Annotated in this window: 23 protein-coding genes; 16 read left to right on the forward strand and 7 right to left on the reverse strand. The window is 64.4% G+C overall.

The window, feature by feature from the left end:
- Window positions 1–113: 113 nt before the first annotated feature.
- On the reverse strand, window positions 114–1,196 hold the full coding sequence (locus tag ACNJX8_RS00190) for a DUF2336 domain-containing protein (RefSeq protein ID WP_439359206.1): 1,083 nt from the start codon (window positions 1,194–1,196) through the stop codon (window positions 114–116).
- 356 nt (window positions 1,197–1,552) lie between these two features.
- On the opposite strand from ACNJX8_RS00190, the gene rimP reads away from it, so the two are divergent.
- The 8 genes from rimP to pnp all read left to right on the forward strand — a co-directional run bounded on the left by rimP (window position 1,553) and on the right by pnp (window position 11,976).
- A complete protein-coding gene (gene rimP / locus ACNJX8_RS00195; RefSeq protein WP_439359207.1) occupies window positions 1,553–2,308 on the forward strand; it encodes a ribosome maturation factor RimP in 756 nt (251 codons plus the stop codon).
- A gap of 2 nt (window positions 2,309–2,310) precedes the next feature.
- Entirely contained in the window at window positions 2,311–3,918 is a 1,608-nt protein-coding gene (gene nusA / locus ACNJX8_RS00200) for a transcription termination factor NusA (protein ID WP_128930390.1), read from the forward strand.
- 77 nt (window positions 3,919–3,995) lie between these two features.
- Complete coding sequence (locus ACNJX8_RS00205) at window positions 3,996–4,679, forward strand: RNA-binding protein (RefSeq protein WP_439359208.1); 684 nt, start codon at window positions 3,996–3,998, stop codon at window positions 4,677–4,679.
- Window positions 4,680–4,749: 70 nt separating this feature from the next.
- Entirely contained in the window at window positions 4,750–7,458 is a 2,709-nt protein-coding gene (gene infB / locus ACNJX8_RS00210) for a translation initiation factor IF-2 (RefSeq protein WP_439359209.1), read from the forward strand.
- A 154-nt stretch (window positions 7,459–7,612) separates the two neighbouring features.
- The gene (gene rbfA, locus ACNJX8_RS00215; protein WP_439359210.1) at window positions 7,613–8,044 is read left to right on the forward strand and encodes a 30S ribosome-binding factor RbfA; all 432 of its coding nucleotides are present in this window, start codon (window positions 7,613–7,615) and stop codon (window positions 8,042–8,044) included.
- Window positions 8,041–9,162 (forward strand): tRNA pseudouridine(55) synthase TruB, encoded by a 1,122-nt coding sequence (truB, locus tag ACNJX8_RS00220; protein WP_164939657.1) that lies wholly within the window; start codon window positions 8,041–8,043, stop codon window positions 9,160–9,162. The genes rbfA and truB overlap by 4 nt, the downstream gene beginning before the upstream one ends.
- 2 nt (window positions 9,163–9,164) lie before the next feature.
- Window positions 9,165–9,434, forward strand: coding sequence for a 30S ribosomal protein S15 (gene rpsO, locus ACNJX8_RS00225; protein ID WP_008540131.1), 270 nt, complete (start codon window positions 9,165–9,167; stop codon window positions 9,432–9,434).
- Between the two features lie 379 nt (window positions 9,435–9,813).
- Window positions 9,814–11,976, forward strand: coding sequence for a polyribonucleotide nucleotidyltransferase (pnp, locus tag ACNJX8_RS00230; RefSeq protein WP_128940687.1), 2,163 nt, complete (start codon window positions 9,814–9,816; stop codon window positions 11,974–11,976).
- 207 nt (window positions 11,977–12,183) lie between these two features.
- Here the strand turns inward: pnp and katG are convergent, their stop codons facing one another.
- Window positions 12,184–14,349, reverse strand: coding sequence for a catalase/peroxidase HPI (gene katG / locus ACNJX8_RS00235; RefSeq protein ID WP_128946624.1), 2,166 nt, complete (start codon window positions 14,347–14,349; stop codon window positions 12,184–12,186).
- Window positions 14,350–14,462: 113 nt separating this feature from the next.
- On the opposite strand from katG, the gene ACNJX8_RS00240 reads away from it, so the two are divergent.
- The 5 genes from ACNJX8_RS00240 (at window position 14,463) to ACNJX8_RS00260 (ending at window position 17,867) form a co-directional block, all read left to right on the forward strand.
- Window positions 14,463–15,389, forward strand: a complete 927-nt coding sequence (locus ACNJX8_RS00240) for a hydrogen peroxide-inducible genes activator (protein ID WP_128940689.1) — start codon at window positions 14,463–14,465, stop codon at window positions 15,387–15,389.
- 7 nt (window positions 15,390–15,396) lie between these two features.
- Window positions 15,397–15,861 (forward strand): GNAT family N-acetyltransferase, encoded by a 465-nt coding sequence (locus ACNJX8_RS00245; RefSeq protein WP_439359211.1) that lies wholly within the window; start codon window positions 15,397–15,399, stop codon window positions 15,859–15,861.
- 114 nt (window positions 15,862–15,975) lie between these two features.
- Window positions 15,976–16,791, forward strand: coding sequence for a hypothetical protein (locus ACNJX8_RS00250; protein ID WP_439359212.1), 816 nt, complete (start codon window positions 15,976–15,978; stop codon window positions 16,789–16,791).
- Window positions 16,792–16,916: 125 nt separating this feature from the next.
- Window positions 16,917–17,228 (forward strand): hypothetical protein, encoded by a 312-nt coding sequence (locus tag ACNJX8_RS00255; protein WP_439359213.1) that lies wholly within the window; start codon window positions 16,917–16,919, stop codon window positions 17,226–17,228.
- A 42-nt stretch (window positions 17,229–17,270) separates the two neighbouring features.
- Complete coding sequence (locus ACNJX8_RS00260; protein ID WP_439359214.1) at window positions 17,271–17,867, forward strand: glutathione S-transferase family protein; 597 nt, start codon at window positions 17,271–17,273, stop codon at window positions 17,865–17,867.
- 112 nt (window positions 17,868–17,979) lie between these two features.
- On the opposite strand, the gene fabI is transcribed toward ACNJX8_RS00260, so the two are convergent.
- The 3 genes from fabI to fabA form a co-directional block, all read right to left on the reverse strand.
- Window positions 17,980–18,777 (reverse strand): enoyl-ACP reductase FabI, encoded by a 798-nt coding sequence (fabI, locus tag ACNJX8_RS00265; RefSeq protein ID WP_439362044.1) that lies wholly within the window; start codon window positions 18,775–18,777, stop codon window positions 17,980–17,982.
- A 137-nt stretch (window positions 18,778–18,914) separates the two neighbouring features.
- Entirely contained in the window at window positions 18,915–20,138 is a 1,224-nt protein-coding gene (gene fabB / locus ACNJX8_RS00270) for a beta-ketoacyl-ACP synthase I (protein ID WP_439359215.1), read from the reverse strand.
- Window positions 20,139–20,177: 39 nt separating this feature from the next.
- On the reverse strand, window positions 20,178–20,699 hold the full coding sequence (gene fabA / locus ACNJX8_RS00275; protein WP_091882246.1) for a 3-hydroxyacyl-[acyl-carrier-protein] dehydratase FabA: 522 nt from the start codon (window positions 20,697–20,699) through the stop codon (window positions 20,178–20,180).
- A 351-nt stretch (window positions 20,700–21,050) separates the two neighbouring features.
- Between fabA and irrA the strand changes: the two genes are divergently transcribed.
- Complete coding sequence (gene irrA, locus ACNJX8_RS00280; protein ID WP_091882249.1) at window positions 21,051–21,542, forward strand: iron response transcriptional regulator IrrA; 492 nt, start codon at window positions 21,051–21,053, stop codon at window positions 21,540–21,542.
- 68 nt (window positions 21,543–21,610) lie between these two features.
- Here irrA and ACNJX8_RS00285 read toward each other — a convergent pair whose 3' ends face one another.
- Window positions 21,611–22,141, reverse strand: a complete 531-nt coding sequence (locus ACNJX8_RS00285; RefSeq protein ID WP_128940694.1) for an SH3 domain-containing protein — start codon at window positions 22,139–22,141, stop codon at window positions 21,611–21,613.
- 339 nt (window positions 22,142–22,480) lie between these two features.
- Between ACNJX8_RS00285 and ACNJX8_RS00290 the strand changes: the two genes are divergently transcribed.
- Complete coding sequence (locus ACNJX8_RS00290; protein WP_439359216.1) at window positions 22,481–23,482, forward strand: 2-hydroxyacid dehydrogenase; 1,002 nt, start codon at window positions 22,481–22,483, stop codon at window positions 23,480–23,482.
- Window positions 23,483–23,495: 13 nt separating this feature from the next.
- Here ACNJX8_RS00290 and ACNJX8_RS00295 read toward each other — a convergent pair whose 3' ends face one another.
- A complete protein-coding gene (locus ACNJX8_RS00295) occupies window positions 23,496–24,299 on the reverse strand; it encodes a HesA/MoeB/ThiF family protein (RefSeq protein ID WP_091882261.1) in 804 nt (267 codons plus the stop codon).
- Between the two features lie 233 nt (window positions 24,300–24,532).
- On the opposite strand from ACNJX8_RS00295, the gene ACNJX8_RS00300 reads away from it, so the two are divergent.
- On the forward strand, window positions 24,533–25,891 hold the full coding sequence (locus ACNJX8_RS00300) for a serine protease (RefSeq protein ID WP_439359217.1): 1,359 nt from the start codon (window positions 24,533–24,535) through the stop codon (window positions 25,889–25,891).
- Window positions 25,892–26,198: the final 307 nt, after the last annotated feature.

Consider the following 26,198-nt stretch of genomic DNA (forward strand, 5'->3'; position numbering starts at 1 on the left):
AGTCGTCATGCCCGGGCGTGTCCCGGGCATCCACGGACTTCCTTTCTTCGGTCGCGAAGAACGTGGATGGCCGGGACAAGCCGGCCATGACGGCAAAGCTGGATGCCTTGATTTCAGATCGTCTGCCGGTTGCGCCAGAAATTCACGACGCGTTCGGCGGTCGTCGGCATCAGGCGCGTGAAATTCATGCGCGCGGTCTCGATGTCGGCATCGGCCGGGGTGCGGTGCGGCCCGTACCAGAGCAGGATGAGCGCGCGCACCGTGGGCCAGCCGAGATTGAGCACGCGCCCCAGGATCAAAATCGGATCGTAGCGATCACCGGCGATCAGGCGGTCGAGCATCGAAAGGCGGACACCGGACATCGCCGAGAGCGAGGCGATCGATTCCTCGTATTTGTGCGCCTTGGCGAAACCGAGCAGCGCGCTCTCGCCGAGATGGCCATCACGATGCAGGGCCAGCACCGTGCGCTGTGCCGCCGAGAAGTCGCGGCGCGGCCCCGGCGGCAGCGCCGCCTCCTCGATGGCCGCCATCGCGCGCTTGATCTCGATCTGGCGCGCGGGATTGACCACGCTGGAGAGGCGACGGCGGATGACGTCGAGCGTACCGTCGAGAAGCTCCTTCAGGTGCTCGCCCGAGAGATCGTTGCGCTGACCGATCTTGAGCGTCAGCACGCCGTCCTGCGCGGCGCGCTTGATCAGCTCGGAATAACTGCCGGGCGAGAACACTGCACCGGCATTGCCAGCGGCGCGACGCACCACGTCGCGATCACCGCGCTCGACCAGCACGTCGGTAACGACAGCCGGCAAGGTGGGGCGATCCGTCATCGCCAGCAAATGACTCTGACCCTTCAACCGCGCGATCTCGACCAGGGCGGCCTCGTCGAGCACGGGCGAGCGGCGCAGCACAGGGCCCGCCACCATAATCTCGTTTTCGCGCGCGAGCTGGTTCACCAGATGCGGCGGCGCGTTGCCGAGGCGCGAGAAGCGCTCGGCAAGATCGATGCGCGAGGCGAGCTCGGCATGCGGGACGAGATCGATCAGGAGATTGTCGAACAGATCGATCAGTTCGGGGCCGAGTTTTTCGGCATCCCGGAAAAACAATGCAGAGATGGCCCGCGCGATCTCGCCGCGACGCCGCGGATCGCCGCGTTTGACGATATCGTCCAATCCAGGAATCAGCGACGTGGCAACGGTCATGAAACGCAACTCGGGATCTGGCACGCCGTGGGCGCGCCGTAGCTCAAGCCGCCCCACGATCGGGGAATCTAGGCCTGCTTGATGAAGGAAGCGTTGCGCGGCGGACCGTCCGAAGGTCGCAAAAAGCCTCGTCCTTCCTGCAATGGGCCTTGTCCGGGAGGGTGGAAAAGGCTATATCAGCGCCAATTCATCTTCTCATACGATCCGCGTAGTGAGAGTGGGCCCGAAAGGACCCGCTCTTTTTTATTACCTGAACGCGGCTTGGCGGAAGATGCGGCCCGACGCGTTGTTGGGAGAGTTCCGAAGCGGGCTTTGAAATTAACCGAGCCTTAACCATCGAGCGCCTGACCCCTGCTATGATCGAACCGAACTCTGGTTCCACGGATGCCGAATTGCTGGCCGAGCCGCGGCTCGTGGTCGAGCCCGGCGTCGCGGCCCGGGTGTCTGCGGTTGCAGCGCCGGTGCTTCAGGGCATGGGCTATCGCCTGGTACGGATCCGCATTTCCGGAGAGGCCGGCTGCACCGTGCAAATCATGGCCGAGCGGCCGGACGGCTCGATGCAGATCGAGGATTGCGAAGCGATCTCGCGGGCGCTGTCGCCTGTGCTCGACGTCGCCGACCCCATCGATCGCGCCTACCGGCTGGAAATCTCCTCGCCGGGGATCGACCGCCCCCTGGTGCGACGCTCCGATTTCCAGCGGTACGCTGGACATCTGGTGAAGATCGAGATGGCGGTGGCCCATGAGGGCCGGAAGCGGTTCCGCGGCACGCTCGGTGCTGTCGAAGGCGATCGCGTGCATCTGCATCGCGACGACGTCAAGGCGGGTGATGATCCCGACGTTCTCCTGACCATGGAGGATATCGGCGAGGCACGGCTGGTGCTGACCGACGAGCTGATCGCGGAATCGATGCGTCGCGGCAAGGCCGAGGCGCGCGAGATGCGCCGCAATCTTGGCCTCGAGCCGCCGCCGGCGCCGCACGCCAAGATCAGCGAGAAGACCACCAAGAACACCAAGCCGAAGAAGAAGCCGGCCCCGACCAATACGAAGAAACACCGCCTTGCCGCCGAACGCGCGCGGCGCGGCGGGATCGAGCCTGACGAAGGAGACTAGCCATGGCAGTCAGCGCCAATCGACTTGAATTGCTCCAGATCGCGGACGCCGTTGCGCGCGAGAAATCGATCGACCGCGGCATCGTCATCGCCGCGATGGAGGACGCCATCGCCAAAGCGGCACGGGCCCGTTATGGCAGCGAGACTGACGTTCACGCCGAGATCGACCCGAAGAAGGGCGAGCTGCGGCTGTCGCGCCACATGCTGGTGGTCGATAAGGTGGAAAACCATTCCAACCAGATCTCGCTGGTGGATGCGCAGCGCGCCAATCCCGGTGCCCAGGTCGGCGACACCATCGCCGACACGCTGCCGCCGCTGGAATATGGCCGCATCGCCGCGCAGTCGGCCAAGCAGGTGATCGTGCAGAAAGTGCGCGAGGCCGAGCGCGACCGGCAATATCAGGAATTCAAGGACCGCATCGGCGACATCGTCAACGGCGTCGTCAAGCGCGTTGAATATGGCAGCGTGATCGTCGATCTCGGCCGTGGTGAAGCCATCATCCGCCGCGACGAGATGCTGCCGCGCGAAGTGTTCCGCAACGGCGACCGTGTCCGCGCCTACATCTTCGACGTCCGCCGCGAGACGAGAGGCCCGCAGATTTTCCTCTCCCGCACCCATCCGCAGTTCATGGCAAAGCTGTTCGCGCAGGAAGTGCCGGAGATCTATGACGGCATCGTCGAGATCAAAGCGGTCGCCCGCGATCCTGGCTCGCGCGCGAAAATCGGCGTGATTTCCCGCGATTCCTCGGTCGATCCGGTCGGCGCCTGCGTCGGCATGCGCGGCTCGCGCGTGCAGGCGGTGGTGAACGAATTGCAAGGCGAGAAGATCGACATCATTCCCTGGTCGCCCGACATCGCGACCTTCGTGGTCAACGCGCTGGCGCCGGCGGAAGTCTCCAAGGTCGTCATCGATGAAGATCGCGAGCGCATCGAGGTCGTCGTCCCCGATACCAACAACCAGCTTTCGCTCGCGATCGGCCGCCGCGGCCAGAACGTGCGTCTGGCCTCGCAGCTCACCGGCTGGGACATCGACATCCTGACCGAGCAGGAGGAATCGGAGCGCCGCCAGGCGGACTTCGAGAACTCCACCCGCGTCTTCATGGAATCGCTCAACGTCGACGAAGTGGTCGGCCAGTTGCTGGCGTCCGAAGGCTTCACCTCGGTCGAGGAACTCGCGATGGTGGACGTCAAGGAACTCGCCAGCATCGAGGGTTTTGACGAGGAGACCGCGCAGGAGCTGCAGAACCGCGCCCGCGAATATCTCGAGCAGCTGGAAGCCGAGCTCGAGGCCAAGCGCAAGGAACTCGGCGTCGAGGACGCGCTCAAGGACGTGCCCGGCGTGACCTCGAAAATGCTGGTGAAGTTCGGCGAGAATGACATCAAGACCGTCGATGACCTCGCCGGCTGCGCCACCGACGATTTGGTCGGCTGGACCGAGCGCAAGGAAGGCGGCGAGCCGACCAAGCATGCTGGTGCGCTCGACGGCATCGACATCTCCCGTGACGATGCCGAAGCCATGATCATGCAGGCCCGCGTCAAGGCCGGCTGGATCACCGAGGCCGATCTTGCCAAGCCCGAAGAAGCCGAGGCGACCGAAGATCAGCCGGCTTAAGGCGTGTTCAGCAAAAGTGGAGACCGGTTTTGCGTAAAGAACACGCGACTTAGAAGGCGAAGGAGGATGTCGACCGGATGCTCGCCAGCACTGACAGCGAACTCGACCATGGGCCGCGGACCGAAAAGTCCGCGACCATGCGGATGTGCGCGGTCAGCCGCGAGGTCCGGCCGATCGACGAGCTGATCCGCTTCGTTTTATCGCCCCAAGGCGACATAGTTCCCGATCTCAAGCGCAAGCTGCCCGGACGTGGCATGTGGATCACCGCCTCACGGCAGGTGGTTGCGGAAGCCGTGCGGCGTCACCAATTTAGCAAGGCCTTCAAGCGCGACCTGCGCACCCCCCAGACGCTTCCCGCCGACATCGAGACGCTCCTGGTTCGGAGCGTGACGGAAGCCCTTGGGATCGCCGCCAAGGCGGGCCAGGTCGTGGCTGGCTTCGGCAAGGTCGAGAGCGCCCTTCGGGAAGGCACGGTCGAGGTCCTGATCCATGCCAGCGACGGGGCCGCGGACGGAATCCGCAAATTGGACATGCTGGCGCGTCAAAATGCCGGAAATCGCGGCGCCAGGCCGCCGATTCCCGTCATCAGCGCGCTGAAATCGATAGAATTGGATTTGGCACTGACCCGGTCAAATGTGATACATGCTGCGCTGCTCGCGGGCCCGGCGAGCAGGTCATTCCTGTCACGTAGCCAGATGCTGGTCCGATACCGGATGGCGGACGATGACAAGACGGCCGAAAAGCACGGCCAGGATTTCTGAGAGACAACGACGAACCGATACGACGGTGCGGCAACGCACAACGACAACAGATCAGGATTAGGACTGCTGAATGGTTGATACCAAGACCCCTGGCGACAAGAAGCTGAGCGTTCCGAGCAAGACGCTATCGCTCAAGCCGCGCGTCGAAACGGGCACCGTGCGCCAGAGCTTCAGCCATGGCCGCAGCAAGCAGGTCGTGGTCGAGAAGCGCGGCAAGCGCCGCATTGGCGACGGCCCCGAGCCGCACGCGCCCGAGGTGACGGCGAAGCCGGCACCGGCCGCGCCCGCGCCGTCGCGCCCGGCGCCACCGCCCGCCTCGCCGCGCAACGCCGGTTCCGGCGTGGTGCTGCGTACCCTGACTGAGGACGAACGTTCCGCCCGTGCCAGCGCGCTGGCCGATGCCAAGCTGCGCGAGGTCGAGGAACGCCGCCAGGCCGAGGAAGAGGCCCAGCGCCGCGCGGTCCGCGAGGCCGCCGAACGCGCCGAGCGCGAAGCCGCCGAGGCCCGCCGCAAGGCCGAGGACGAGCGTCATCGCCACGAGGACGAAGCCAAGCGGAAGGCCGAGACCGAGGCCAAGAAGCGTTTCGGCGAAGGCGAGCAGCCTTCTGCCGCACGTCCCGCAACGGCAGCTCCGACCGCTCCTGCGCCGCGACCCGGCGCCCCCGCGGCGCGGCCCGGCACCCCCATGACGGCACGTCCGGGAACAACGACGGCGCGGCCTGCAACCACGACCGCGCAGCGTCCGGGTGGACCGGCTGGCCGCGGCCCCGCAGTTGCCGCCGAGCCCGACGAGGAGGAGGCTCCGCGCCAGATCCGTCGCGGTCCCGGCGGCGCCATGCGTCCCGCGGCGGCCCCCAAGACCACGCACAAGCCCGGCCCGCAGAAGGAACGCGGTCGCCTCACCGTCGTCACCGCGCTCAACGCCGACGACGTGCGCGAGCGCTCGATCGCCTCGTTCCGCCGCCGCACCCAGCGCCTCAAGGGCCATGCCTCGAACGAGCCCAAGGAAAAGCTCGTCCGCGAGGTGACGATCCCGGAAGCGATCACCATCCAGGAACTCGCCAACCGCATGTCCGAGCGCGCGGTCGACGTCATCCGCATGCTGATGAAGCAGGGCGCGATGCACAAGATCACCGACGTGATCGACGCCGACACCGCGCAGCTGATTGCCGAAGAGCTCGGCCACACCGTCAAGCGCGTCGCCGCCTCGGACGTGGAAGAAGGCCTGTTCGACCAGGTCGACGATTCCACCGACACCGAGACGCGTTCGCCAGTCGTGACCGTCATGGGCCACGTCGACCACGGCAAGACTTCGCTGCTCGACGCGCTACGCCATGCCAACGTGGTCTCCGGCGAAGCCGGCGGCATCACCCAGCATATCGGCGCCTATCAGGTGCTGTCGCCCGAGAGCGGCAAGAAGATCACCTTCATCGACACGCCCGGCCACGCCGCGTTCACCGCGATGCGTGCCCGCGGCGCCAAGGTCACCGACATCGTCGTGCTGGTGGTCGCGGCCGATGACGGCGTGATGCCGCAGACGGTCGAAGCCATCAATCACGCCAAGGCGGCAGGCGTGCCGATCATCGTTGCCATCAACAAGATCGACAAGCCCGACTCCAAGCCCGAGCGCGTCCGCACCGAGCTGCTCCAGCACGAGGTACAGGTCGAATCCTTCGGCGGCGAAGTCGTCGACGTCGAAGTGTCCGCCAAGAACAAGACCAATCTCGACAAGCTGCTCGAGATGATCGCGCTGCAGGCCGAAATCCTCGACCTGAAGACCAATTCGGAGCGTCCGGCCGAAGGCACCGTGATCGAGGCCAAGCTCGATCGCGGCCGTGGTCCGGTCGCGACCGTGCTGGTCCAGCGCGGCACGCTCCGTGTCGGCGACATCATCGTCGCCGGGGCCGAGATGGGCCGCGTCCGCGCGCTGATCTCCGATCAGGGCGAGACGGTGCAGGAGGCCGGTCCCTCGGTGCCGGTCGAGGTGCTCGGCTTCAACGGTCCGCCGGAGGCCGGCGATCGTCTCGCCGTGGTCGAGAACGAAGCCCGCGCCCGCCAGGTCACCAGCTACCGCGCGCACCAGAAGCGCGAGAACGCGGCGGCCTCGATCTCCGGCATGCGTGGCTCGCTCGAGCAGATGATGTCGCAATTGAAGACGGCGGGCCGCAAGGAATTCCCGCTGATCGTCAAGGCCGACGTGCAGGGCTCGCTGGAAGCGATCCTCGGCTCGCTGGAGAAGCTCGGCACCGACGAAGTCGCCGCCCGCATCCTGCATGCCGGCGTCGGCGGCATCTCGGAATCAGACGTGACGCTCGCGGAAGGCTTCAACGCCGCGATCATCGGCTTCTCGGTCCGAGCCAACAAGGAGGCCGCCGCGGCCGCCAAGCGCAACGGCATCGAGATCCGCTACTACAACATCATCTACGACCTCGTGGACGACGTGAAGAAGGCGATGAGCGGCCTGCTCGCGCCGACCTTGCGCGAAACCATGCTGGGCAATGCCGAGATCCTGGAGATCTTCAACATCTCCAAGGTCGGCAAGGTCGCCGGCTGCCGCGTCACCGACGGCACCGTGGAACGCGGCGCCAATGTGCGCCTGATCCGCGACAACGTCGTCGTGCACGAAGGCAAGCTGTCGACGCTCAAGCGCTTCAAGGACGAAGTGAAGGAAGTCCAGTCCGGCCAGGAGTGCGGCATGGCCTTCGAGAACTATCACGACATGCGTGCCGGTGACGTCATCGAGTGTTATCGCGTGGAGACGATCCAGCGCTCCCTGTAAGTCCAAATCTTACCGAAGCGTTCGGATCTTTTTGAACTGAAATTGCGAGAGTGCGATGGCCGGATTTTTCCGGCCATCCACCTCTCTTCGTTTCAACAGGACAAATGACAATGCCCGTGTCCCAAACACGGGCATGACGAGGTGATTTTCGAGAATGCCCCGCCAGCATCAAAAGAAGAGTTCCGCAGCCGGAGGCTCGCAACGTCAGTTGCGCGTCGGCGAGCAGGTTCGCCATGCGATGGCCGAGATTCTGGCGCAAGGCAACGTGCATGATGCGGATCTCGAAGGTCACATCATCACCGTGCCGGAGGTGCGGATGTCGCCGGACCTGAAGCTCGCGACAATCTACGTGATGCCGCTCGGTGGCCGCGACACCGAGATCGTCATCGCTGCGCTCGAGCGCAACAAGAAATTCCTGCGCGGCGAAGTCGCGCGGCGCGTTAACCTGAAATTTGCACCTGACATTCGCTTCCGCGTCGACGAACGATTCGACGAGGCGGAACGGATCGAGAAGCTTTTGCGAACACCTGCGGTGCAGAAGGACTTGGAACAGGATCCGGATTCGGATCGGGAAGAAGAACGATGACGATGGACCCGGCTCACGACACGATCAGCGGCGAACAGGGCGATCAACGCGACGTGCAGACAAATAATTTTGCGGATCTGGGCAGCAATTCTCAATCGTACCAGGAGCCGCGCCGCGTCAACAACGATCCGCGCGCCAAGCAGCAGCAGAAGGGCAACCAGCCGCGCCGCGACCGGCGCGACGTCCACGGCTGGGTCGTGCTCGACAAGCCGATCGGCATGACCTCGACCCAGGCCGTCGCCGTGCTCAAGCGCCTGTTCAACGCCAAGCGCGCGGGACATGCCGGCACGCTCGATCCGCTCGCCTCGGGCGGCCTGCCGATCGCACTCGGCGAAGCCACCAAGACCGTTCCCTTCGTGATGGACGGCCGCAAGCGCTACCAGTTCACCGTATGCTGGGGCGAGGAACGCGACACCGACGATATCGAGGGTCGGGTCACCGCGACCTCCGACCAGCGCCCGACCCGGGAGGCCATCCTGGCCCTGTTGCCCCGCTTCACTGGGGTAATCGAGCAGATTCCGCCGCGCTATTCCGCGATCAAGGTCCAGGGCGAGCGCGCCTATGACCTCGCCCGCGACGGCGAGGTCGTAGAGCTGGCGCCCCGCCCCGTCGAGATTCACCATTTAACCCTTGTGGATCAACCGGATAACGACCGGGCCGTGTTCGAGGCCGAGTGCGGCAAGGGCACCTATGTCCGGGCGCTGGCCCGCGATATGGGCCGGATTCTCGGCACTTATGGCCATATCTGCGCGCTGCGGCGGACCCTGGTCGGCCCATTTGGCGAAAACGACATGATTCCGCTGGATCAGCTGGAGGCTTTGTGCGATAGAGCCGCGTCCGGCGAGGGCAGCCTCGCCGACGCGCTTTTGCCCGTTGAGACCGCGCTGGACGACATCCCGGCACTGGCCGTCACTCGGGCTGATGCGGCAAGGCTCCATCGGGGCCAAGCCGTTTTGTTGCGCGGACGGGATGCGCCCACTTGTAGCGGCACAGTCTATGTCACGGTGGCAGGCCGTCTTTTGGCGCTTGCCGAAGTTGGCAATGGCGAAATCATCCCCAAGCGTGTGTTCAACCTGACCGGCCTGACTGCCAACCCCGGTCGCAACGAGAGAAATTGACGATGTCGATTGCCGCAGAACGCAAAGCGGAAGTCATCAAGACGAATGCCACCAAGGCCGGCGACACCGGCTCGCCCGAGGTTCAGGTCGCGATCCTGTCGGAACGCATCAACAACCTCACCAACCATTTCAAGACCCACGTGAAGGACAACCATTCGCGTCGCGGCCTCTTGAAGCTGGTCTCGACCCGCCGCTCGCTCCTCGACTACCTCAAGAAGAAGGACGAGGCGCGGTACAAGGCGCTGCTCGAGAAGCACAACATTCGTCGTTAAGAGTTCCTGCGCGCGCCACTGGCGCGCGTTTTCGCGCGTGGTTTCGAACGAAAGCGCTTCCTTAAAGGTTTTTGATCGAGGCTGCGTGCGCGTCGGATGCGAGCCGTTGACGGCGAACATCCGGGGCATGATGAGCGAAGACCAAGGTTCGGTGTTCGCGTTCGTGCCGACTGACAGTCCAGCAGCAATCCGGCGGCTGGGCACAACGGGCAAGGCGCCCGTATGACCCGAAAGGATGGACGCCATCCGACATCCAAAAACCATGGCAGGATCGCAGGACGCTGATCACCCGCTCCGATCAGCGCCTCGCAATCTTGCGCATGGTTTTTGTTTTTCGAAGCGTGTCCCTTCTTTCGAGAACCCATGAAAGAAGACCTCTATGTTCAATAAGCATTCAGTCGAGATCGACTGGGGCGGACGCCCTCTCAAGCTCGAAACCGGCAAGATCGCCCGTCAGGCCGACGGCGCCGTCATCGCCACCTATGGTGAGACCGTGGTGCTTGCCACGGTCGTCGCGGCGAAAGCGCCGCGCGAAGGCGTCGACTTCCTGCCGCTGACTGTCGACTACCAGGAAAAGACCTACGCTGCGGGGCGCATTCCCGGCGGCTATTTCAAGCGCGAGGGACGTCCGACCGAGAAGGAGACGCTGGTCTCCCGCCTGATCGACCGTCCGATCCGCCCGCTGTTCGTCGACGGTTGGCGCAACGAGACCCAGGTGATCGTCACCGTGCTCTCGCACGACATGGAAAACGATCCCGATATCGTGGCGATGGTCGCGGCCTCCGCCGCGCTGACGCTGTCCGGCGTGCCGTTCAAGGGCCCGATCGGCGCGGCGCGTGTCGGCTTTGCCAATGACGAATTCGTCCTCAACCCGACGCTCGACGAGATGGTCGACACCCAGCTCGACCTCGTCGTCGCCGGCACCGCCGACGCCGTGCTGATGGTCGAGTCGGAAGCCAAGGAGCTCAACGAAGACGTGATGCTCGGCGCCGTGATGTTCGGTCACCGCCACTTCCAGCCGGTCATCAACGCGATCATCGAGCTCGCCGAGAAGGCCGCCAAGGAGCCGCGCGAAGTCACCGCGATCGACAATTCGGCGATCGAAAAGGAAATGCTCGGCCTGATCGAGCAGGAGCTGCGCGCCGCCTACGCGATCCCCGTGAAGCAGGAGCGTTATGCCGCGGTCGGCGTCGCCAAGGAAAAGGTGATGGCCCACTACTTCCCGGAGGGCCAGGAGCCGAAATACGACAAGCTCCGTATCGCCGGCGTGTTCAAGGAGCTCGAGGCCAAGATCGTTCGCTGGAACGTCCTCGACACCGGCAAGCGCATCGACGGCCGCGACGTCAAGACGGTGCGCAACATCGTCGCCGAAGTCGGCGTGCTGCCGCGCGCCCACGGCTCGGCGCTGTTCACCCGCGGCGAGACCCAGGCGATGGTCGTGACCACACTCGGCACCGGTGAGGACGAGCAGTACATCGACGCGCTGTCGGGGACGTACAAGGAAACATTCCTGCTGCACTACAACTTCCCGCCCTACTCGGTCGGCGAGACCGGCCGCCTCGGCGGCACCAAGCGCCGCGAGATTGGCCACGGCAAGCTCGCCTGGCGCGCGATCCACCCGGTGCTGCCGCCGCATCACGAGTTCCCCTACACAACGCGCGTGGTGTCGGAGATCACCGAATCCAACGGCTCCTCCTCGATGGCTTCGGTCTGCGGCGCCTCGCTGGCGCTGATGGATGCCGGCGTACCGCTCAAGCGGCCGACCGCGGGCATCGCGATGGGCCTGATCCTCGAGGACAAGCGCTTTGCGGTTCTCTCCGACATCCTCGGTGACGAGGATCATCTCGGCGACATGGACTTCAAGGTCGCCGGTACCGAACAGGGCATCACCTCGCTCCAGATGGACATCAAGATCGAGGGCATCACCGAAGAGATCATGCGCGTCGCCCTTGGCCAGGCCAAGGAAGGCCGCATCCACATCCTCGGCGAGATGGCCAAGGCCCTGACCGCGGCCCGCGCCGAGCTCGGCGAATACGCGCCGCGCATCGAGACCTTCAAGATCCCGACCGACAAGATCCGCGAAGTGATCGGCACCGGCGGCAAGGTGATCCGCGAGATCGTCGAGAAGACCGGCGCCAAGGTCAACATCGAGGACGACGGCACCGTGAAGGTCGCCTCCAGCGACGGCGAGGCGATGAAGGCCGCGATCAAGTGGATCAAGTCGATCGCGTCCGAGCCGGAAGTCGGCCAGATCTATGACGGCACCGTCGTCAAGGTGATGGAGTTCGGCGCCTTCGTGAACTTCTTCGGCTCCAAGGACGGCCTCGTCCACATCAGCCAGCTCGCGGCCAACCGCGTGCAGAAGACCTCCGACGTCGTCAAGGAAGGCGACAAGGTCAAGGTCAAGCTGCTCGGCTTCGACGACCGCGGCAAGACCCGCCTGTCGATGAAGGTAGTCGACCAGACCACCGGCGAAGACCTCGAAGCCAAGGAGAAGGCCGCCGAGGGCGAGAAGGCTCCGCGCGAAGCGGCCGGCGAGTAGGTCTCGCTACACGGTCAAAAACATGAAGGGCGGCCGAAAGGCCGCCCTTTTTGTTTGTGGCTTGTCCCGGGCAAAGTGCGCCGCCTCTCCCGCTTGCGGGAGAGGCGTAGGCGGCCTATGGCCGCCGTTCTTAGATGAAGAACGCCGATGCAAGGCATCGGCTACCTTCGGCGCGACCTCTCCCGCAAGCGGGAGAGGTGCAAGACCTCAAGCCGCGATGTCGAACCGGTCGAGGTTCATCACCTTGGTCCAGGCCTTGGCGAAGTCCTTCACGAACTTCTCCTTGGAGTCCGAGGTGGCATAGACCTCGGCGAAGGCGCGGAGCTGCGAGTGCGAGCCGAAGATCAGGTCGGAACGCGTGCCGGTCCACTTCACCGCGTTGGTCTTGCGGTCGCGGGCCTCGTAGGTGCCGTCGGCAACCGGCGCCCATTGCGTGCTCATGTCGAGCAGGTTGACGAAGAAGTCGTTGCTCAGCGTGCCCACCTTCGCGGTGAAGACGCCGTGCTTCGAACCGTTCGCATTGGCGCCGAGCACACGCAGGCCACCGACGAGCACGGTTAGCTCGGGCCCGGTGAGCTTCAACAGCTGCGCGCGATCGACGAGCGCCTCTTCAGGCATCATGAACTGATGCTTCTTGCCGGTGTAGTTGCGGAAACCATCGGCCCGCGGCTCCAGCGGCGCGAAGGAGGCAGCATCCGTCTGCTCCTGCGAAGCGTCCATGCGGCCCGGCGCGAAGGCGACCTTGACGTCGACGCCGGCATCCTTGGCGGCCTTCTCGACCGCGGCGGTGCCGCCGAGCACGATCAGGTCCGCAAGCGAGACCTTCTTCGCGCCTGAGGACGCGTTGAAGTCCTTCTGGATCGCTTCGAGCTTGCCGAGGACCTTGGCGAGCTGAGCCGGCTGATTCACCTCCCAGTCCTTCTGCGGCGCGAGGCGAATGCGAGCGCCGTTGGCGCCGCCACGCTTGTCCGAGCCGCGGAACGTCGAAGCCGACGCCCATGCGGTCGAGACTAGCTCCGACACCGACAGACCCGAGGCCAGGATCTTGGTCTTCAGCGAGGCAATGTCCTGCTCGCCGACCAGCTCGTGATTCACGGCCGGAATCGGATCCTGCCAGATCAGCGTCTCCTTCGGCACCAGCGGTCCGAGATAGCGCTGGATCGGGCCCATATCGCGATGGGTGAGCTTGAACCAGGCGCGGGCGAAGGCGTCCGCAAACTGATCGGGATGCTCGAGGAAGCGCCGCGAGATCTTCTCATAGGCTGGATCGAAGCGGAGCGAGAGGTCCGTCGTCAGCATGGTCGGCACATGCTTCTTGGACTTGTCGAAGGCATCGGGAATGACGGCCTCGGTGTTCTTGGCCTTCCACTGCTGCGCCCCCGACGGCGCCTTCGTCAGCTCCCATTCGTACTTGAACAGGTTCTCGAAGAAGTAGTTGCTCCACTTGGTCGGCGTCTGCGACCAGGTGACTTCCGGGCCGCCGGTGATCGCATCGGCGCCAACGCCGGTGCCGTGCTTGCTTTTCCAGCCGAGGCCCTGATCTTCCAGCGCGCCCGCTTCCGGTTCCGGACCGACCAGCGACGGATCGCCCGCGCCGTGGGCCTTGCCGAACGTGTGACCGCCGGCGATCAGTGCGACGGTTTCCTCGTCGTTCATCGCCATGCGGAAGAAAGTCTCGCGGATGTCCTTGGCCGCCGCGATCGGATCCGGCTTGCCGTTCGGGCCTTCCGGATTGACGTAGATGAGGCCCATCTGCACCGCGCCGAGCGGCTCGGCGAGCTGACGCTCACCGCTGTAACGCTCATCGCCGAGCCAAGTGCCTTCGGGACCCCAATAGAGCTCTTCCGGCTCCCAGACGTCGGCGCGGCCACCCGCAAAACCAAACGTCTTGAAGCCCATCGATTCCAGCGCGACGTTGCCGGCCAGCACCATCAAATCGGCCCAGGAGATCTTGCGGCCGTATTTCTGCTTGATCGGCCAGAGCAGGCGGCGTGCCTTGTCGAGGTTGGCGTTGTCGGGCCAGCTGTTGAGCGGCGCGAAGCGCTGCTGACCGGCGCCGGCGCCACCGCGGCCGTCGGTGATGCGGTAAGTGCCCGCGCTGTGCCAGGCCATGCGGATCATCAGGCCGCCGTAATGACCGAAGTCGGCCGGCCACCATTCCTGCGAATCCGTCATCAGGGCTGTCAGGTCCTTAACGACCGCGTTCAGGTCGAGCGACTTGAACTCCTTGGCATAGTCGAATTCTTTGCCCATCGGATCGGACAGGTCGGAATTCTTGTGCAGCATCTCGATGCTGAGCTGGGTTGGCCACCAGTCGCGGTTCACGCGCGTGGGTTTTCCGCCCGTAAACGGGCACTTCGAAGTGTCATCCATGATTACCTCCTCTGGTGGCGTCCGACGGCGCCTTTGACCAGGTAGAACTACTCTAAGCGTCGCCTCCCATCAGGTGAAGTTGACTTTAATGATCGCTGCAATAGGATTTTCTGATGATAAACCTGACCCTGCGGCAGCTCCGCTATTTCGATGCACTGGCGCGCCACGGCCATTTCGGCCGCGCGGCCGAGGCCTGCTCGATCTCGCAGCCGGCCTTGTCGATGCAGATCAAGGAGTTGGAAGAGACCCTCGGCGGCCTGCTGCTGGAGCGCAGCGCGCGGCAGGTCGCGCTGACCCGGTTCGGCGAGGAGCTCGCGCAACGCGTCCGCGACATTTTGCGCTCGGTCGATGAGCTCGGCGATTTCGCCCGGGCATCACGGGACCGCTTCGCCGGCCGCCTGCGCATTGGCATGATCCCGACCATCGCGCCCTATCTCTTGCCCAAGATCACCAAGAACCTGACGCGCATGCATCCGGAGCTCGATATCCGCGTGCGCGAGACCATGACGCCGCGACTGATCCAGGAGCTGGTCGAGGGCCGGCTCGACACCGCCATCGTCGCGCTGCCGGTGTCCGAGCCTTCGCTCACCGAGGTCGCGCTGTTCGACGAGAAATTCCTGCTGGTGCGGCCGGGCGCGGACGAGGGCACCCCGGTGCCGTCGCGCGAGATGATGCGGGAGATGCGGCTGTTGCTGCTCGAGGAGGGGCACTGCTTCCGCGACCAGGCGCTGTCCTTCTGCAACATGCAATCGGCGCCGCCGCGCGAGATGCTGGATGCGAATTCCCTCTCGACGTTGGTCCAGATGGTCAGTGCCGGCATCGGCGTCACTTTGATCCCGGAGATGGCGGTGCCGGTGGAGACGCGATCGGCCTCGGTCTCGCTGGCGCGCTTCCGTGACCCCCAACCCTCGCGCACCATCGGCATGGTCTGGCGCAAGACCAATCCGCTGGCGCGACAGCTGCTGCAGATCTCCGAGGTGGTGTGCCTGTCGGCCGGCAAGGCGCGCCCGCGTCAGGCTGCGCGCAGTCAGCGGGCTTGAGCGCCGGATGCCGCATCCGATCATCCGCCCAGCGCGCGCCGACGAACATGACGAGGTCGGCCGCGTCTGGATGGAGAGCTGGGTCTCGACCGGCCTCGCTGAGGCCAGCGACTTCCTGCTGGCAAATCTGCGCGCGCGCGTCCGGCGCGAGATCGAGAACGGCTGGAGCCTGTTCGTCGCCGACGACAACGGCACGATCGCCGCGATGCTGGCGCTACATCTGCCGAAGCGCTATCTCGACATGCTTTTCGTCGCGCCCGCCTATCAGAGCCAATCGCTCGGCCGGCAATTGCTCGCCTTCACGCGCACGCAACTGCCTGATGAGATGTACCTGCGCTGCGTGCGCGAGAACGAAAAAGCCTGGCGCTGGTATGAGCGTGAAGGTTTTGTGTTCGAGAAAGAAGAGATCGAGCCGTCGAACGGGTTCGTGATGAAGTATTATCGGTGGAAGCAGCAGCGATCGACGGGATAGACGACGTTTGCCGGGTGCAGCTTGCGGTTGTCACACTCCCACCCTAGTGTGGGGTGTCCGACGCCCCCTTGCCTCTGATCCCGCTTGGAATTCATGTTTCGATTTGCTGCTTCGGTGCTCGTCCTGCTGTCCTTTCTGGCTCCGGCAGCCGCGCAAACCCCTCCTGCGACCGCAACTCCCTCCGCCCAGACCGCGCCCCAGGCAAAGCCGGCTGCCAAGAAGGCAACGGCGAAGCCGAAGGCTCCGGCTAAACCCACCGAGCAGACGACTGCCGGTCCTTGCGGCGTCGGCGTGATCGCGGCGACGCAGGACCCATTCGTCGTCGAGAAGATCGGCCTAACGGTGTTCGGCAACGAGTATGCGGAAGTGCCGGTTTCCTGGGGCCTTGACGACCTTGTCTTCGCACGTGTGCGTGCGGCGGCGGGCGCCACGCCGCTCAGGCGAATTGCCTACGCCAAAGGCGCGTTCGACGCCTACTATCATCCGAAGCCCAGTCTGTTTCGCAACGAGCGCGAAGAGCTGTCGAACCTGATCCGTCAGATCGCGGGCAATGCCGGCTGCGAACGATATGTCGTCGTCACGCGCGGCGAGGGGATGCTGCCGGGGACCAACCAGCCGCTCCGGGGACTCGGTATTCTCAATCGTGGCGCAGGTATCATCAGCTATTCGTTTCTGTACGCTTATATCGGCGTGACCGTGTTCGACGGCCAGACCTTTGAAATCAAGAAGGGGCCTGGCGTGACGCTGGAAGGCGTCATGAAGCATATGGCTGACAGTTTCGTGCAGGACGAACGTCTTCGCAAAGTAGACAACTCCCTGTTTCCGGTCACGGCGGCCGACTCCGCCGGCAACACGACCCTGCGTGACAACATGCGCGATTTCCTGACGGAGCGGCTAGACAAGATCTTACCGCCCTATTTCGCGCAGTGAGACGCGGTGGGGTATAAGGATGAACGTTCTCGCCGCTGTCGCGATGGTCTCATATGCACTGTTATCGCCAAGCGGCGGTCTATGACGGTCAGACCTTGGAGTTGACGAAGGAGGCGCCTGCCTTGATGACGGATGACACCTATATCGAGCGCATGACGCACAATTTTCTCGGCGGCCCCTCAACCCAGCTGGATCGCGCGATGTTTCCCGAAAAAGCCTGCGGACGTGGTCAACAATCCGGTGCTCCGCGAGGGCGTGCGCACGCTGCTGACGAAAAGCCTCGACAAGACATTGCCATCCTTGTTGCAACAACCGGCGCAGACTCCGTCACGCTGATTGAAGGGGTCCGCCGACTTCGCGTTGACCAAGATGTGGCGACCGGGCGCCGCATCCGCCTAGGCGTAGTGCGTTGCGAATGCGTAGCAAACGCGTCATGAATTGCGCGCCGTTCGCCTCTCGCCGATGGAAGGTTCCTCGCCATGATCAAGCTCTATTGGTCGCCCCGCTCGCGCTCGTTCACGACGCTCTGGCTGATGGAAGAGAGCGGCCTTCCCTATGAGCGCGTGCTGACCGACATCTCGACCGGCGCGCAAAAGGCGCCGGACTATCTGAAGATCAACCCGATGGGCAAGGTGCCGGCGCTGACCGACGGCGACGCCGCGCTCGGCGAGGCCGCTGCGATCTGCGCCTACATTGGCGATCGCTATCCAGAGACCAAGCTCGCTCCCGCTGTGACCGATCCGCGCCGCGCGCGCTATCTGCAATGGCTGTTCTTCTCGCCGGGCTGCATCGAGCCCGCCATCATCCAGATCTACACCAAGATCGAGATCCCGACCTCGACCGCGGCCTGGGGCAGCGCGACGCAGGTCTTCGACGTGCTGGAAGCCGCGCTCGAGAAGGGGCCGTGGATTCTCGGCGAGGAATTTTCTGCCGCCGACATCACCATCGGCTCCGGCCTGAATTTCGCGGTGCGGCTGTTCAAGATGGTGCCGTCGCGCCCGGCGTTCGACGCCTATCTCGCGCGCTGCATGGCGCGGCCGGCATTTCAGCGCGCCGAGGAGATCGCGGCGGGGTAAACGAGCTCTCGTAGGGTGGGCAAAGCGTAAGCGTGCCCACCATCTGTCCCGAATTGTCGAGAGATGGTGGGCACGTCGCTTGCGCTCCTTTGCCCACCCTACAGAATTTCAGCTACTCCGTCTTCAAATCGTCAGGCCTCGGCATCAGGATGATGTTGTAGCCGGAATCGACGTAGTGGATCTCGCCGGTCACGCCGCCGGAGAGATCCGACAACAGATACAGCGCCGAGCCGCCGAGCTCGTCGAGCGTGACGCCGCGGCGCAGCGGCGCATGCTTCTGTTGGAATGCGAACATCGCCCGCGCCTCGCCGATGCCGGAGCCGGCGAGCGTGCGGATGGGGCCTGCGGAGATCGCGTTGACGCGGATGCCGCGCGGCCCGAAATCCGCGGCGAGATAGCGCACGGAGGCTTCCAGCGCCGCCTTGGCCACGCCCATCACGTTGTAATTCGGCATCGCGCGCTCCGAGGCGCCGAAGGTCAGCGTGATCATGCTGCCGCCCTCTGTCATCAGCTCGGCGGCGCGTTTTGCGACCTCCGTGAAGGAGAAGCAGGAGATCACCATGGTGCGCGAGAAATTCTCGCGGCTGGTGTCCGCATAGCGGCCCTTCAGCTCGTTCTTGTCGGCGAAGCCGATCGCGTGGATCACGAAATCGAGCTGGCCCCACTTGTCGCGAAGCGCAGCGAAAGTCGCATCGACGCTGGCGATGTCCTCGACGTCGCACGGCAGCACCAGATCGACGCCGAGCTGCTCCGCCAGCGGCTTGACGCGCTTGCCCAGGGCCTCGCCCTGGAAGGTGAAGGCGAGCTCGGCGCCATGGGCATGCAGCGTCCTCGCCATGCCCCAGGCGATCGAATGATCATTGGCGATGCCCATGATCAGACCGCGCTTGCCTTTCATCAAACCTTCCATCTCACGATCACCTTCCGCTTTCGTCATGCCCGGGCTTGTCCCGGGCATCCACGCCCTTCGAAACCTGAGGCCAAGACGTGGATGGCCGGGACAAGCCCGGCCATGACGAGAAAATCAACGGTGCGCCAACAACGCCGTCACGCATCCAGCCGGCTGAACACCAGCGTGGCGTTGGTGCCGCCGAAGCCGAAGGAGTTCGACAGCACGGTGCCGATCTTGACGTTGTCGATGCGCTTGCGCACGATCGGCATGTCCGCGAACACGGGATCGAGCTCCTGGATGTGCGCGCTCTCGCAGATGAAGCCGTTGTTCATCATCAGCAGCGAATAGATCGCTTCCTGCACGCCGGTGGCGCCCAGCGAGTGGCCGGTCAGCGCCTTGGTCGCCGAGATCGGCGGGCACTTCTCGCCGACGCCGAAAACTCTGCGGATCGCATCGATCTCCGGCGGATCGCCGGCGGGCGTCGAGGTCGCGTGCGGATTGATGTAGTCGACCTTGGTCTTCACCGTCGACATCGCCATGCGCATGCAGCGCTCGGCGCCTTCGCCCGACGGTGCGACCATGTCGTAACCGTCCGAGGTCGCGCCATAACCGACGATCTCGCCATAGATGCGCGCGCCGCGCGCCTTGGCATGCTCGAGCTCTTCCAGCACCAGCACGCCGGCGCCGCCGGCGATGACGAAGCCGTCGCGATTGACGTCGTAGGGACGCGAGGCCGTGGCGGGCGTGTCGTTGTATTTCGAGGACATCGCGCCCATGGCGTCGAACAGCACCGACAGCGACCAGTCCAGCTCTTCGCAGCCGCCGGCGAAGATGACGTCCTGCTTGCCGATCTGGATCGTCTCATAGGCGTTGCCGACGCAATGGTTCGACGTCGCGCAGGCCGAGGAGATCGAATAGTTCACGCCCTTGATCTTGAACCAGGTCGCAAGCGTCGCGGAGGCCGTGGACGACATCGCCTTCGGCACGGCAAACGGTCCGACGCGCTTCGGTCCCTTGCTGCGGGTGATGTCGGCGGATTCGACGATGGTGCGCGCCGAGGGGCCGCCGGAGCCCATGATGATGCCGGTGCGGATGTTGGAGACTTCGTCGGGCGACAGACCGGAATCCTGAATCGCCTGCTCCATCGCGACGTGATTCCACGCCGCGCCCTGACCGAGGAAACGCATGGCGCGACGGTCGACCACCGTCGCAGGATCGAGCGTCGGCTCGCCTTGCACCTGCGAACGGAAGCCGAGCTCGGCATATTTCTCAGCCCGCGAAATGCCCGACCTCGCCTCGTGCAGGCTCGCAAGCACTTCCTGGGTGTTGTTTCCGATCGACGAGACAATGCCCATCCCGGTGACCACAACCCGCCTCATGACAGCCTCGCCTAAATCGTTGCCTTCTTGGTGATGCGCTCAGCCCAGGCTCGTGCCCTGCTTGAACAGGCCGACCTTCAGGTCCTTGGCGCGATAAATAATCTGGTCATCGACCGAAAGCCACCCGTCGGCGATACCGAGCACGAGCTTTGAACGCATCACGCGTTTGATATCGACGTTGTACACAACCTTGCGGGCCTCGGGCAGCACCTGGCCGCCGAACTTCAGCTCGCTGAGGCCGAGCGCGCGGCCGCGACCTTCGCCGCCGATCCAGCCGAGATAAAAGCCGACCATCTGCCACAGCGCATCGAGGCCGAGGCAGCCGGGCATCACCGGATCGTTCTTGAAGTGGCAGCCGAAGAACCAGAGGTCGGGCTTCACGTCGAGCTCGGCGCGGACCAGACCCTTGCCGAACTCCCCGCCATTGTCACTAATTTCCGTGATGCGGTCGAACATCAGCATCGGCGGCAGCGGCAACTGGGCATTGCCCGGGCCGAACATCTCGCCGCGGGCACACGCCAGCAGATCTTCGTATTCGTAACCGTTGCGCCTGTTCAGCATGCACGAGCCTCTGTTCTAATCCCGATTGAGCGACGTTTTTTGGCGAAAATGGGCCCCGTCTCGGTCGGAGAGCAACGCCAATTGCCATCGTCAGGCGCACCTCCCGCAAGCCCCGATGGACTGCGGACGGGCCGCCATGCCTGGCTGCGCCAAAATCGGCTAAGCGGAACCGCGCGCTCTCTAACACAGGCATTTCGGGTCGCAAAGCGCGTCCATGAAGGTAAAATGACCGCTCCCCTCGCCCGGTTCCAAGTCTGATTAGAACCTCTCTAGTTGCGAGAAACTTGCATCTGCATCTTTCTGTTCTTATATTGCAGGGAGATATTGTTCACGCGTGCCCGAAATCTGGAAATGAGCGAGAATACCGCGCCCCATCACGACGACGACGTCCATTCCGCGGCTCTCTTGTCCGGCCGCCAGCCGGCCCTGACCGGCTGCCCGTGGCACGACGTCAACGAAATGCTCCAGTCCGCGGGGCTCCGCCCGACGCGCCAGCGCATGGCGCTCGGCTGGCTCTTGTTCGGCAAGGGTGCGCGCCACCTCACGGCTGAAATGCTCTATGAGGAAGCGACTCTGGCCAAGGTTCCGGTGTCGCTGGCGACCGTCTACAACACGCTGAACCAGCTCACCGATGCCGGCCTGCTGCGCCAGGTCAGCGTCGACGGCACCAAGACCTATTTCGACACCAACGTCACCACCCACCACCACTACTACCTCGAGAACAGCCATGAGCTGGTCGATATCGAGGATCCGCATCTGGCGCTGTCCAAGATGCCTGAGGTGCCCGAGGGGTACGAGATCTCGCGCATCGACATGGTCGTGCGCCTGCGCAAGAAGCGCTGAGCCTCACTCTCCCGCGTCGTCCCGGCCTAGCGCGCAATTGCGTGCTAGGCCGGGACGACGGCAAGACGTCAGTTTACCTGCTCGTCCGAGTAGACGCCCCAGAGGCGCTCCTGCTGGATCCAGCCGTCAAAACCGTTGCCGGTGACGTGGCACCAGTTTGCGGTGCACTTCCTCACCTGCGTGACGACGCCGACCTGGAGCTTGGCTGCAACCGCACTGTCGGGATCGGGACGGTCGTAGATCGGCGCGAGGTCGTCCTTGTTCTTCATGGTGACGACCGCGGTACGGCGACCCGACAGCAGCGAATGATAAACCCAGCCCTCGGCGCCTTCGGAATCGCGTACCCGGCGCCAGTTCTCGAATTCAGCGGTGATTTCGACCGGCAGGCCGGCGCGGGTATAGACCCATGCCACGTCATTGTCCTTGGTCGGGCCGGCGCGAACGTTGACGTGATCCGACTTGAGGCTGACATAGCGCGGCACCGGCAGCCCGCTGGCGGTCTGGGGGGTGTTGTCCTTCGCCGAATGCGAGGGGCTGACCGAGGCGCTCAACCAGGTACAAACGAGCGCCATCACCGAACAAAAACGCCCCAACGCCATCAAACCCGTCTCCTGTCGAAGACCCGCCCGAGCCGGGTCCTCACCCCAAAATCCAAAATCCTGCCGCGTCAGCCCCTGTCCCGCCCCACGCGGGTGTTCCCCAAAGCCAGGTCCGCAAGCCCTAACCCGTGGTTCTTGTCTTGGCCCGGTCTTCTGCTAGAGAGGACGGACGCTTGAACAACCAGTTTGCCCCGATTTTCCGGCCGGAAATATCGGGAGAGCTTGAAGGAAACGCCGGGGACGACACGGCAAGGGCAGTGTCGAACAACCGGGTTAATGAGGCCTCAACGGCCGGCCTTTGGTGACGGAGGCGGCCTGCGGCACCTCATGAGGCAGGACATGTCGGTGAAGAAAAAGCCCCTCGTCGTGGTGACGCGCAAGCTGCCGGATTCGATCGAGACGCGGATGCGCGAGCTGTTCGACGCGCGGATCAATCTCGACGACACGCCGATGTCGGCCGAGCAGATCGCGGAAGCCGCGCGCACCGCCGACGTGCTGGTTCCGACCGTGACCGACCACATCAGTGCCGATGTCGTCAATCAGCCCGACTGCAAGCTTCGCCTGATCGCCAATTTCGGCAACGGCGTCGACAATATCGACGTCGAGGCCGCGCATGCCCGCGGCATCACCGTCACCAACACGCCAAAAGTTCTGACCGAAGACACCGCCGACATGACCATGGCGCTGATCCTCGCGGTGCCGCGCCGAATGATCGAAGGCGCCTCGATACTGACCGAAGGAAAACCCTGGCCGGGCTGGTCGCCGACCTGGATGCTCGGCCATCGAATCGGCGGCAAACGGCTCGGCATCATCGGCATGGGCCGCATCGGCCAGGCCGTGGCGCGCCGCGCCCGCGCCTTCGGCCTGCAGATCCACTATCACAACCGCCGTCCCGTCGCCCCCGTGATCGCCGAAGAGCTCGGCGCGACCTATTGGGAAAGCCTCGACCAGATGCTGGCGCGGATGGACATCATCTCGGTGAACTGCCCGCACACGCCGGCGACCTATCACCTGCTCTCGGCGCGGCGGCTGAAGCTGATCCGCAAAGACGCCTACATCGTCAACACCGCGCGCGGCGAGGTGACCGACGAGGATACGCTAATCAAGCTGATCGAAGGCGGCGAGATCGGCGGCGCCGGCCTCGACGTCTACGAGCACGAGCCCGCGGTCAATCCAAAACTGGTGCGGCTCGCAAAGGCCGGCAAGGTGACGCTGCTGCCGCATATGGGCTCGGCCACAATCGAAGGCCGTGTCGAGATGGGCGAGAAGGTGATCATCAACATCCGCACCTTCCTCGACGCCCACAAGCCGCCGGATCGCGTGCTGCCCAGCATGCTCTGATCGCGTGCGGCGCTCAGGTGCGATGGGCGCTGAGGTCGGTGACGACGGGCCCATCGCCGTTGAGCGGATTGGCCGGATCTCGCCCATAGCGCAGCGTCTCGAAGCGCATCGCGCGCGCATCGATCATCAGAAGGCGGCCGATGAGGCCGTCGCCAAAGCCGACGATCTCGCGGATCGCCTCCAGCGCCATCATCGAGCCGAGCACCCCCGCGAGCGCCCCCATGACGCCGGCCTCCGCGCAGGCCGGCACCGTGCCGGGCGGCGGTGCCTCCGGAAACAGGCAGCGATAGGTCGGATTGAATTCGCCCTGCTCGTTCTTCTCATGTGCACGGATGGTGGTGAGCGAGCCGTCGAAGGTGCCGAGCGCCGCCGTGATCAGCGGCCGCTTTGCAAAGAAGCAGGCGTCCGAGACCAGATAGCGCGTCGAGAAATTGTCGGAACCGTCGAGCACGAGGTCGTAGTCGCCGATCAGGCTGAGCGCATTGTCGGCGTTGAGCCAGGTGGCGTGGCCGACGAAACGGACATGCGGATTGAGCGCCGCAATCCGCTCGGCGGCGCTTTCGACCTTGTGCCGGCCGATATCGGGCGTCGTATGGATCACCTGGCGCTGCAGGTTGGACAGCGACACCACGTCGTCATCGACCACGCCGAGCGTGCCGACGCCGGCGGCGGCCAGATACATCAAAGCGGGCGCGCCGAGCCCGCCGGCACCGATCACCAGCACGGAGGCCCGCTTCAGCGCAGCCTGGCCGGGACCGCCGACATCGCGCAGCACGATATGGCGGGCATAGCGTTCAAGTTCGTCCGGGCTCAGCATCGTTCTTCGTTCCTCTCACCCCTCATGGTGAGGAGGCGCAAAGCGCCGTCTCGAACCATGAAAGGCCCCGATCTCGCCCGTGGCCATCCTTCGAGACGCGGCCTTGAGGCCGCTCCTCAGGATGAGGACTTGGGTTCGTGGCCTCTATCGCCACCTGAACCACCCCATCATTGGTCGCGACCAAGGAGATGTGCTTCAATGACATGGCGTTCAATGGGCTGGCTGGATTTGTCATGAGATCGATGCTTGCGGCAACACTGATGTTTGCGGCTGCCACAGGCGCGAACGCCCAGATGACGGCGCCACAGGTCCCCGGCACCAAGCCGAAGACGGTGCAGACCGTGCCGATCCAGCCTCCGGCGATGCAGACGCCGTCGGCCACAGCGGATGCCATGGCAAGAGCTGAGCGGCTGGCGCTCCAGTCCGACCTCGCCTGGGTCGGCCAGTATAACGGCGCCATCACCGGCGACGTCAGCGAGCGCATGGTCAACGCCATCAAGGAGTACCAGAAGGCCAAGGGCGGCAAGCCGACCGGCGTGCTCAATCCGCAGGAGCGCGCCGCGCTTGCCGAGACGGCACGAAAGAAACAGAAGAGCGTCGGCTGGAAGATCGTGACGGAGCCGACCAGCGGCGCCCGGCTCGGCATCCCCGGCAAGCTGGTGCCGCAGCAAGCGAGCGACGCCAATGGCTCGAAATGGACTTCGCCGACCGGCACGGTTCAGGTGCTGCTCAGCCGTCGCAAAGAGGCGAACCCGACCTCGGCAAAACTCGCCGACCTGGAGAAGGAGCCGTCCGGGCGCAAGGTCGATTACACCGTGGTGAAGCCCGACTTCTTCGTGCTGTCGGGATTGCAGGGCCTTAAGAAGTTTTATGTCCGCGGCACCTTCAAAGGCGACGAGGTCCGCACCATGACGATCCTCTACGACCAGGCGACTGAGAACACGGTCGAGCCGGTCGTGATCGCGATGTCGAGCGCGTTCAATGCGTTTCCGTCGGGACCGCAAGCCGGGCCGCCGCCGCGCAAGACCGTCGAATACGGCACCGGCATCGTCGTCAGCGACGATGGTGCGATCGTCACCGACCGCCTCGTCACCGATGGCTGTCTCGCGATCACGATCGCCGGCTATGGCAGTGCCGACCGTCTCGCCGAGGACAAGGAGCACGATCTCGCGCTCCTGCACATCTACGGCGCACGCGGCCTGAAGCCGCTCAGCCTCATCGGCGGTGCGGCAAAGACGAGTGTCGATGTCATCGGTATCGCCGATCCGCAGAGCCAGGGGGGCGCGGCCGGCGTGTCGAGCCTCAAGGCTGCGCTGGCGCCGGTCGCATCAAGCAGTTTCGCACTGTCGCCTCCGCCGGCGGTCGGCTTCTCCGGCAGCCCGACCATCGACGCCGACGGCAAGTTCGCGGGCGTCGCGCTGCTGAAGCCGGCAATGGTCGCGGGACCTGCGACGTCGGTGCCGGCGTCGCAGGCGGTGATGGTCGCCGCGGAGACGGTGCGCGGATTCCTGAAGGCGAATGGCGTCACGCCGAATGGCACGTCGACGGACGCAAGAGCGGCCGTCATACGCGTGATCTGCGTGCGGAAGTAAACCAGCCGAGAGAATGATCCGCTCGTGTCCCGGACGCGGTGCGGCATGTAGTGCGGCGCCGCTGAGCCCGGACCCATGCTACCTCAAATTCCGTGGAGGTGATTTTTCTGGGCCCCGGCTCAGCAGTGCACCGCTTTCCGCTGCGCTTTGTCCGGGGCACCGCCGTGAGCACTATCTTACGTACGACTACGGGTCCGGTAATGGTACGGATTCGCTGGTATTCGCTATTCCGCCATCATCGTTGCCGTTGATTCGGACCTCCGCGATCCCCTTTGGATCGGGCCGGCACGTCCTGAGCGAGAAGAGC

The organism is Bradyrhizobium sp. SPXBL-04 (assembly GCF_051853035.1).
Taxonomy (GTDB): domain Bacteria; phylum Pseudomonadota; class Alphaproteobacteria; order Rhizobiales; family Xanthobacteraceae; genus Bradyrhizobium; species Bradyrhizobium zhanjiangense.

Bases quoted from the DNA above. Each gene is read 5' to 3' on its own strand.
- rbfA (WP_439359210.1), top strand. From the start codon at position 7,613: ATGCCCCGCCAGCATCAAAAGAAGAGTTCCGCAGCCGGAGGCTCGCAA.
- katG (WP_128946624.1), bottom strand. From the start codon at position 14,349: ATGGATGACACTTCGAAGTGCCCGTTTACGGGCGGAAAACCCACGCGC.
- ACNJX8_RS00260 (WP_439359214.1), top strand. From the start codon at position 17,271: ATGATCAAGCTCTATTGGTCGCCCCGCTCGCGCTCGTTCACGACGCTC.
- fabI (WP_439362044.1), bottom strand. From the start codon at position 18,777: ATGGAAGGTTTGATGAAAGGCAAGCGCGGTCTGATCATGGGCATCGCC.
- ACNJX8_RS00285 (WP_128940694.1), bottom strand. From the start codon at position 22,141: ATGGCGTTGGGGCGTTTTTGTTCGGTGATGGCGCTCGTTTGTACCTGG.
- fabA (WP_091882246.1), bottom strand. From the start codon at position 20,699: ATGCTGAACAGGCGCAACGGTTACGAATACGAAGATCTGCTGGCGTGT.
- ACNJX8_RS00240 (WP_128940689.1), top strand. From the start codon at position 14,463: ATGATAAACCTGACCCTGCGGCAGCTCCGCTATTTCGATGCACTGGCG.
- nusA (WP_128930390.1), top strand. From the start codon at position 2,311: ATGGCAGTCAGCGCCAATCGACTTGAATTGCTCCAGATCGCGGACGCC.
- rpsO (WP_008540131.1), top strand. From the start codon at position 9,165: ATGTCGATTGCCGCAGAACGCAAAGCGGAAGTCATCAAGACGAATGCC.
- rimP (WP_439359207.1), top strand. From the start codon at position 1,553: ATGATCGAACCGAACTCTGGTTCCACGGATGCCGAATTGCTGGCCGAG.
- ACNJX8_RS00190 (WP_439359206.1), bottom strand. From the start codon at position 1,196: ATGACCGTTGCCACGTCGCTGATTCCTGGATTGGACGATATCGTCAAA.
- ACNJX8_RS00245 (WP_439359211.1), top strand. From the start codon at position 15,397: ATGCCGCATCCGATCATCCGCCCAGCGCGCGCCGACGAACATGACGAG.
- ACNJX8_RS00205 (WP_439359208.1), top strand. From the start codon at position 3,996: ATGCTCGCCAGCACTGACAGCGAACTCGACCATGGGCCGCGGACCGAA.
- ACNJX8_RS00290 (WP_439359216.1), top strand. From the start codon at position 22,481: ATGTCGGTGAAGAAAAAGCCCCTCGTCGTGGTGACGCGCAAGCTGCCG.
- pnp (WP_128940687.1), top strand. From the start codon at position 9,814: ATGTTCAATAAGCATTCAGTCGAGATCGACTGGGGCGGACGCCCTCTC.
- truB (WP_164939657.1), top strand. From the start codon at position 8,041: ATGACGATGGACCCGGCTCACGACACGATCAGCGGCGAACAGGGCGAT.
- infB (WP_439359209.1), top strand. From the start codon at position 4,750: ATGGTTGATACCAAGACCCCTGGCGACAAGAAGCTGAGCGTTCCGAGC.
- fabB (WP_439359215.1), bottom strand. From the start codon at position 20,138: ATGAGGCGGGTTGTGGTCACCGGGATGGGCATTGTCTCGTCGATCGGA.
- irrA (WP_091882249.1), top strand. From the start codon at position 21,051: ATGAGCGAGAATACCGCGCCCCATCACGACGACGACGTCCATTCCGCG.
- ACNJX8_RS00255 (WP_439359213.1), top strand. From the start codon at position 16,917: ATGACGGATGACACCTATATCGAGCGCATGACGCACAATTTTCTCGGC.
- ACNJX8_RS00295 (WP_091882261.1), bottom strand. From the start codon at position 24,299: ATGCTGAGCCCGGACGAACTTGAACGCTATGCCCGCCATATCGTGCTG.
- ACNJX8_RS00300 (WP_439359217.1), top strand. From the start codon at position 24,533: ATGAGATCGATGCTTGCGGCAACACTGATGTTTGCGGCTGCCACAGGC.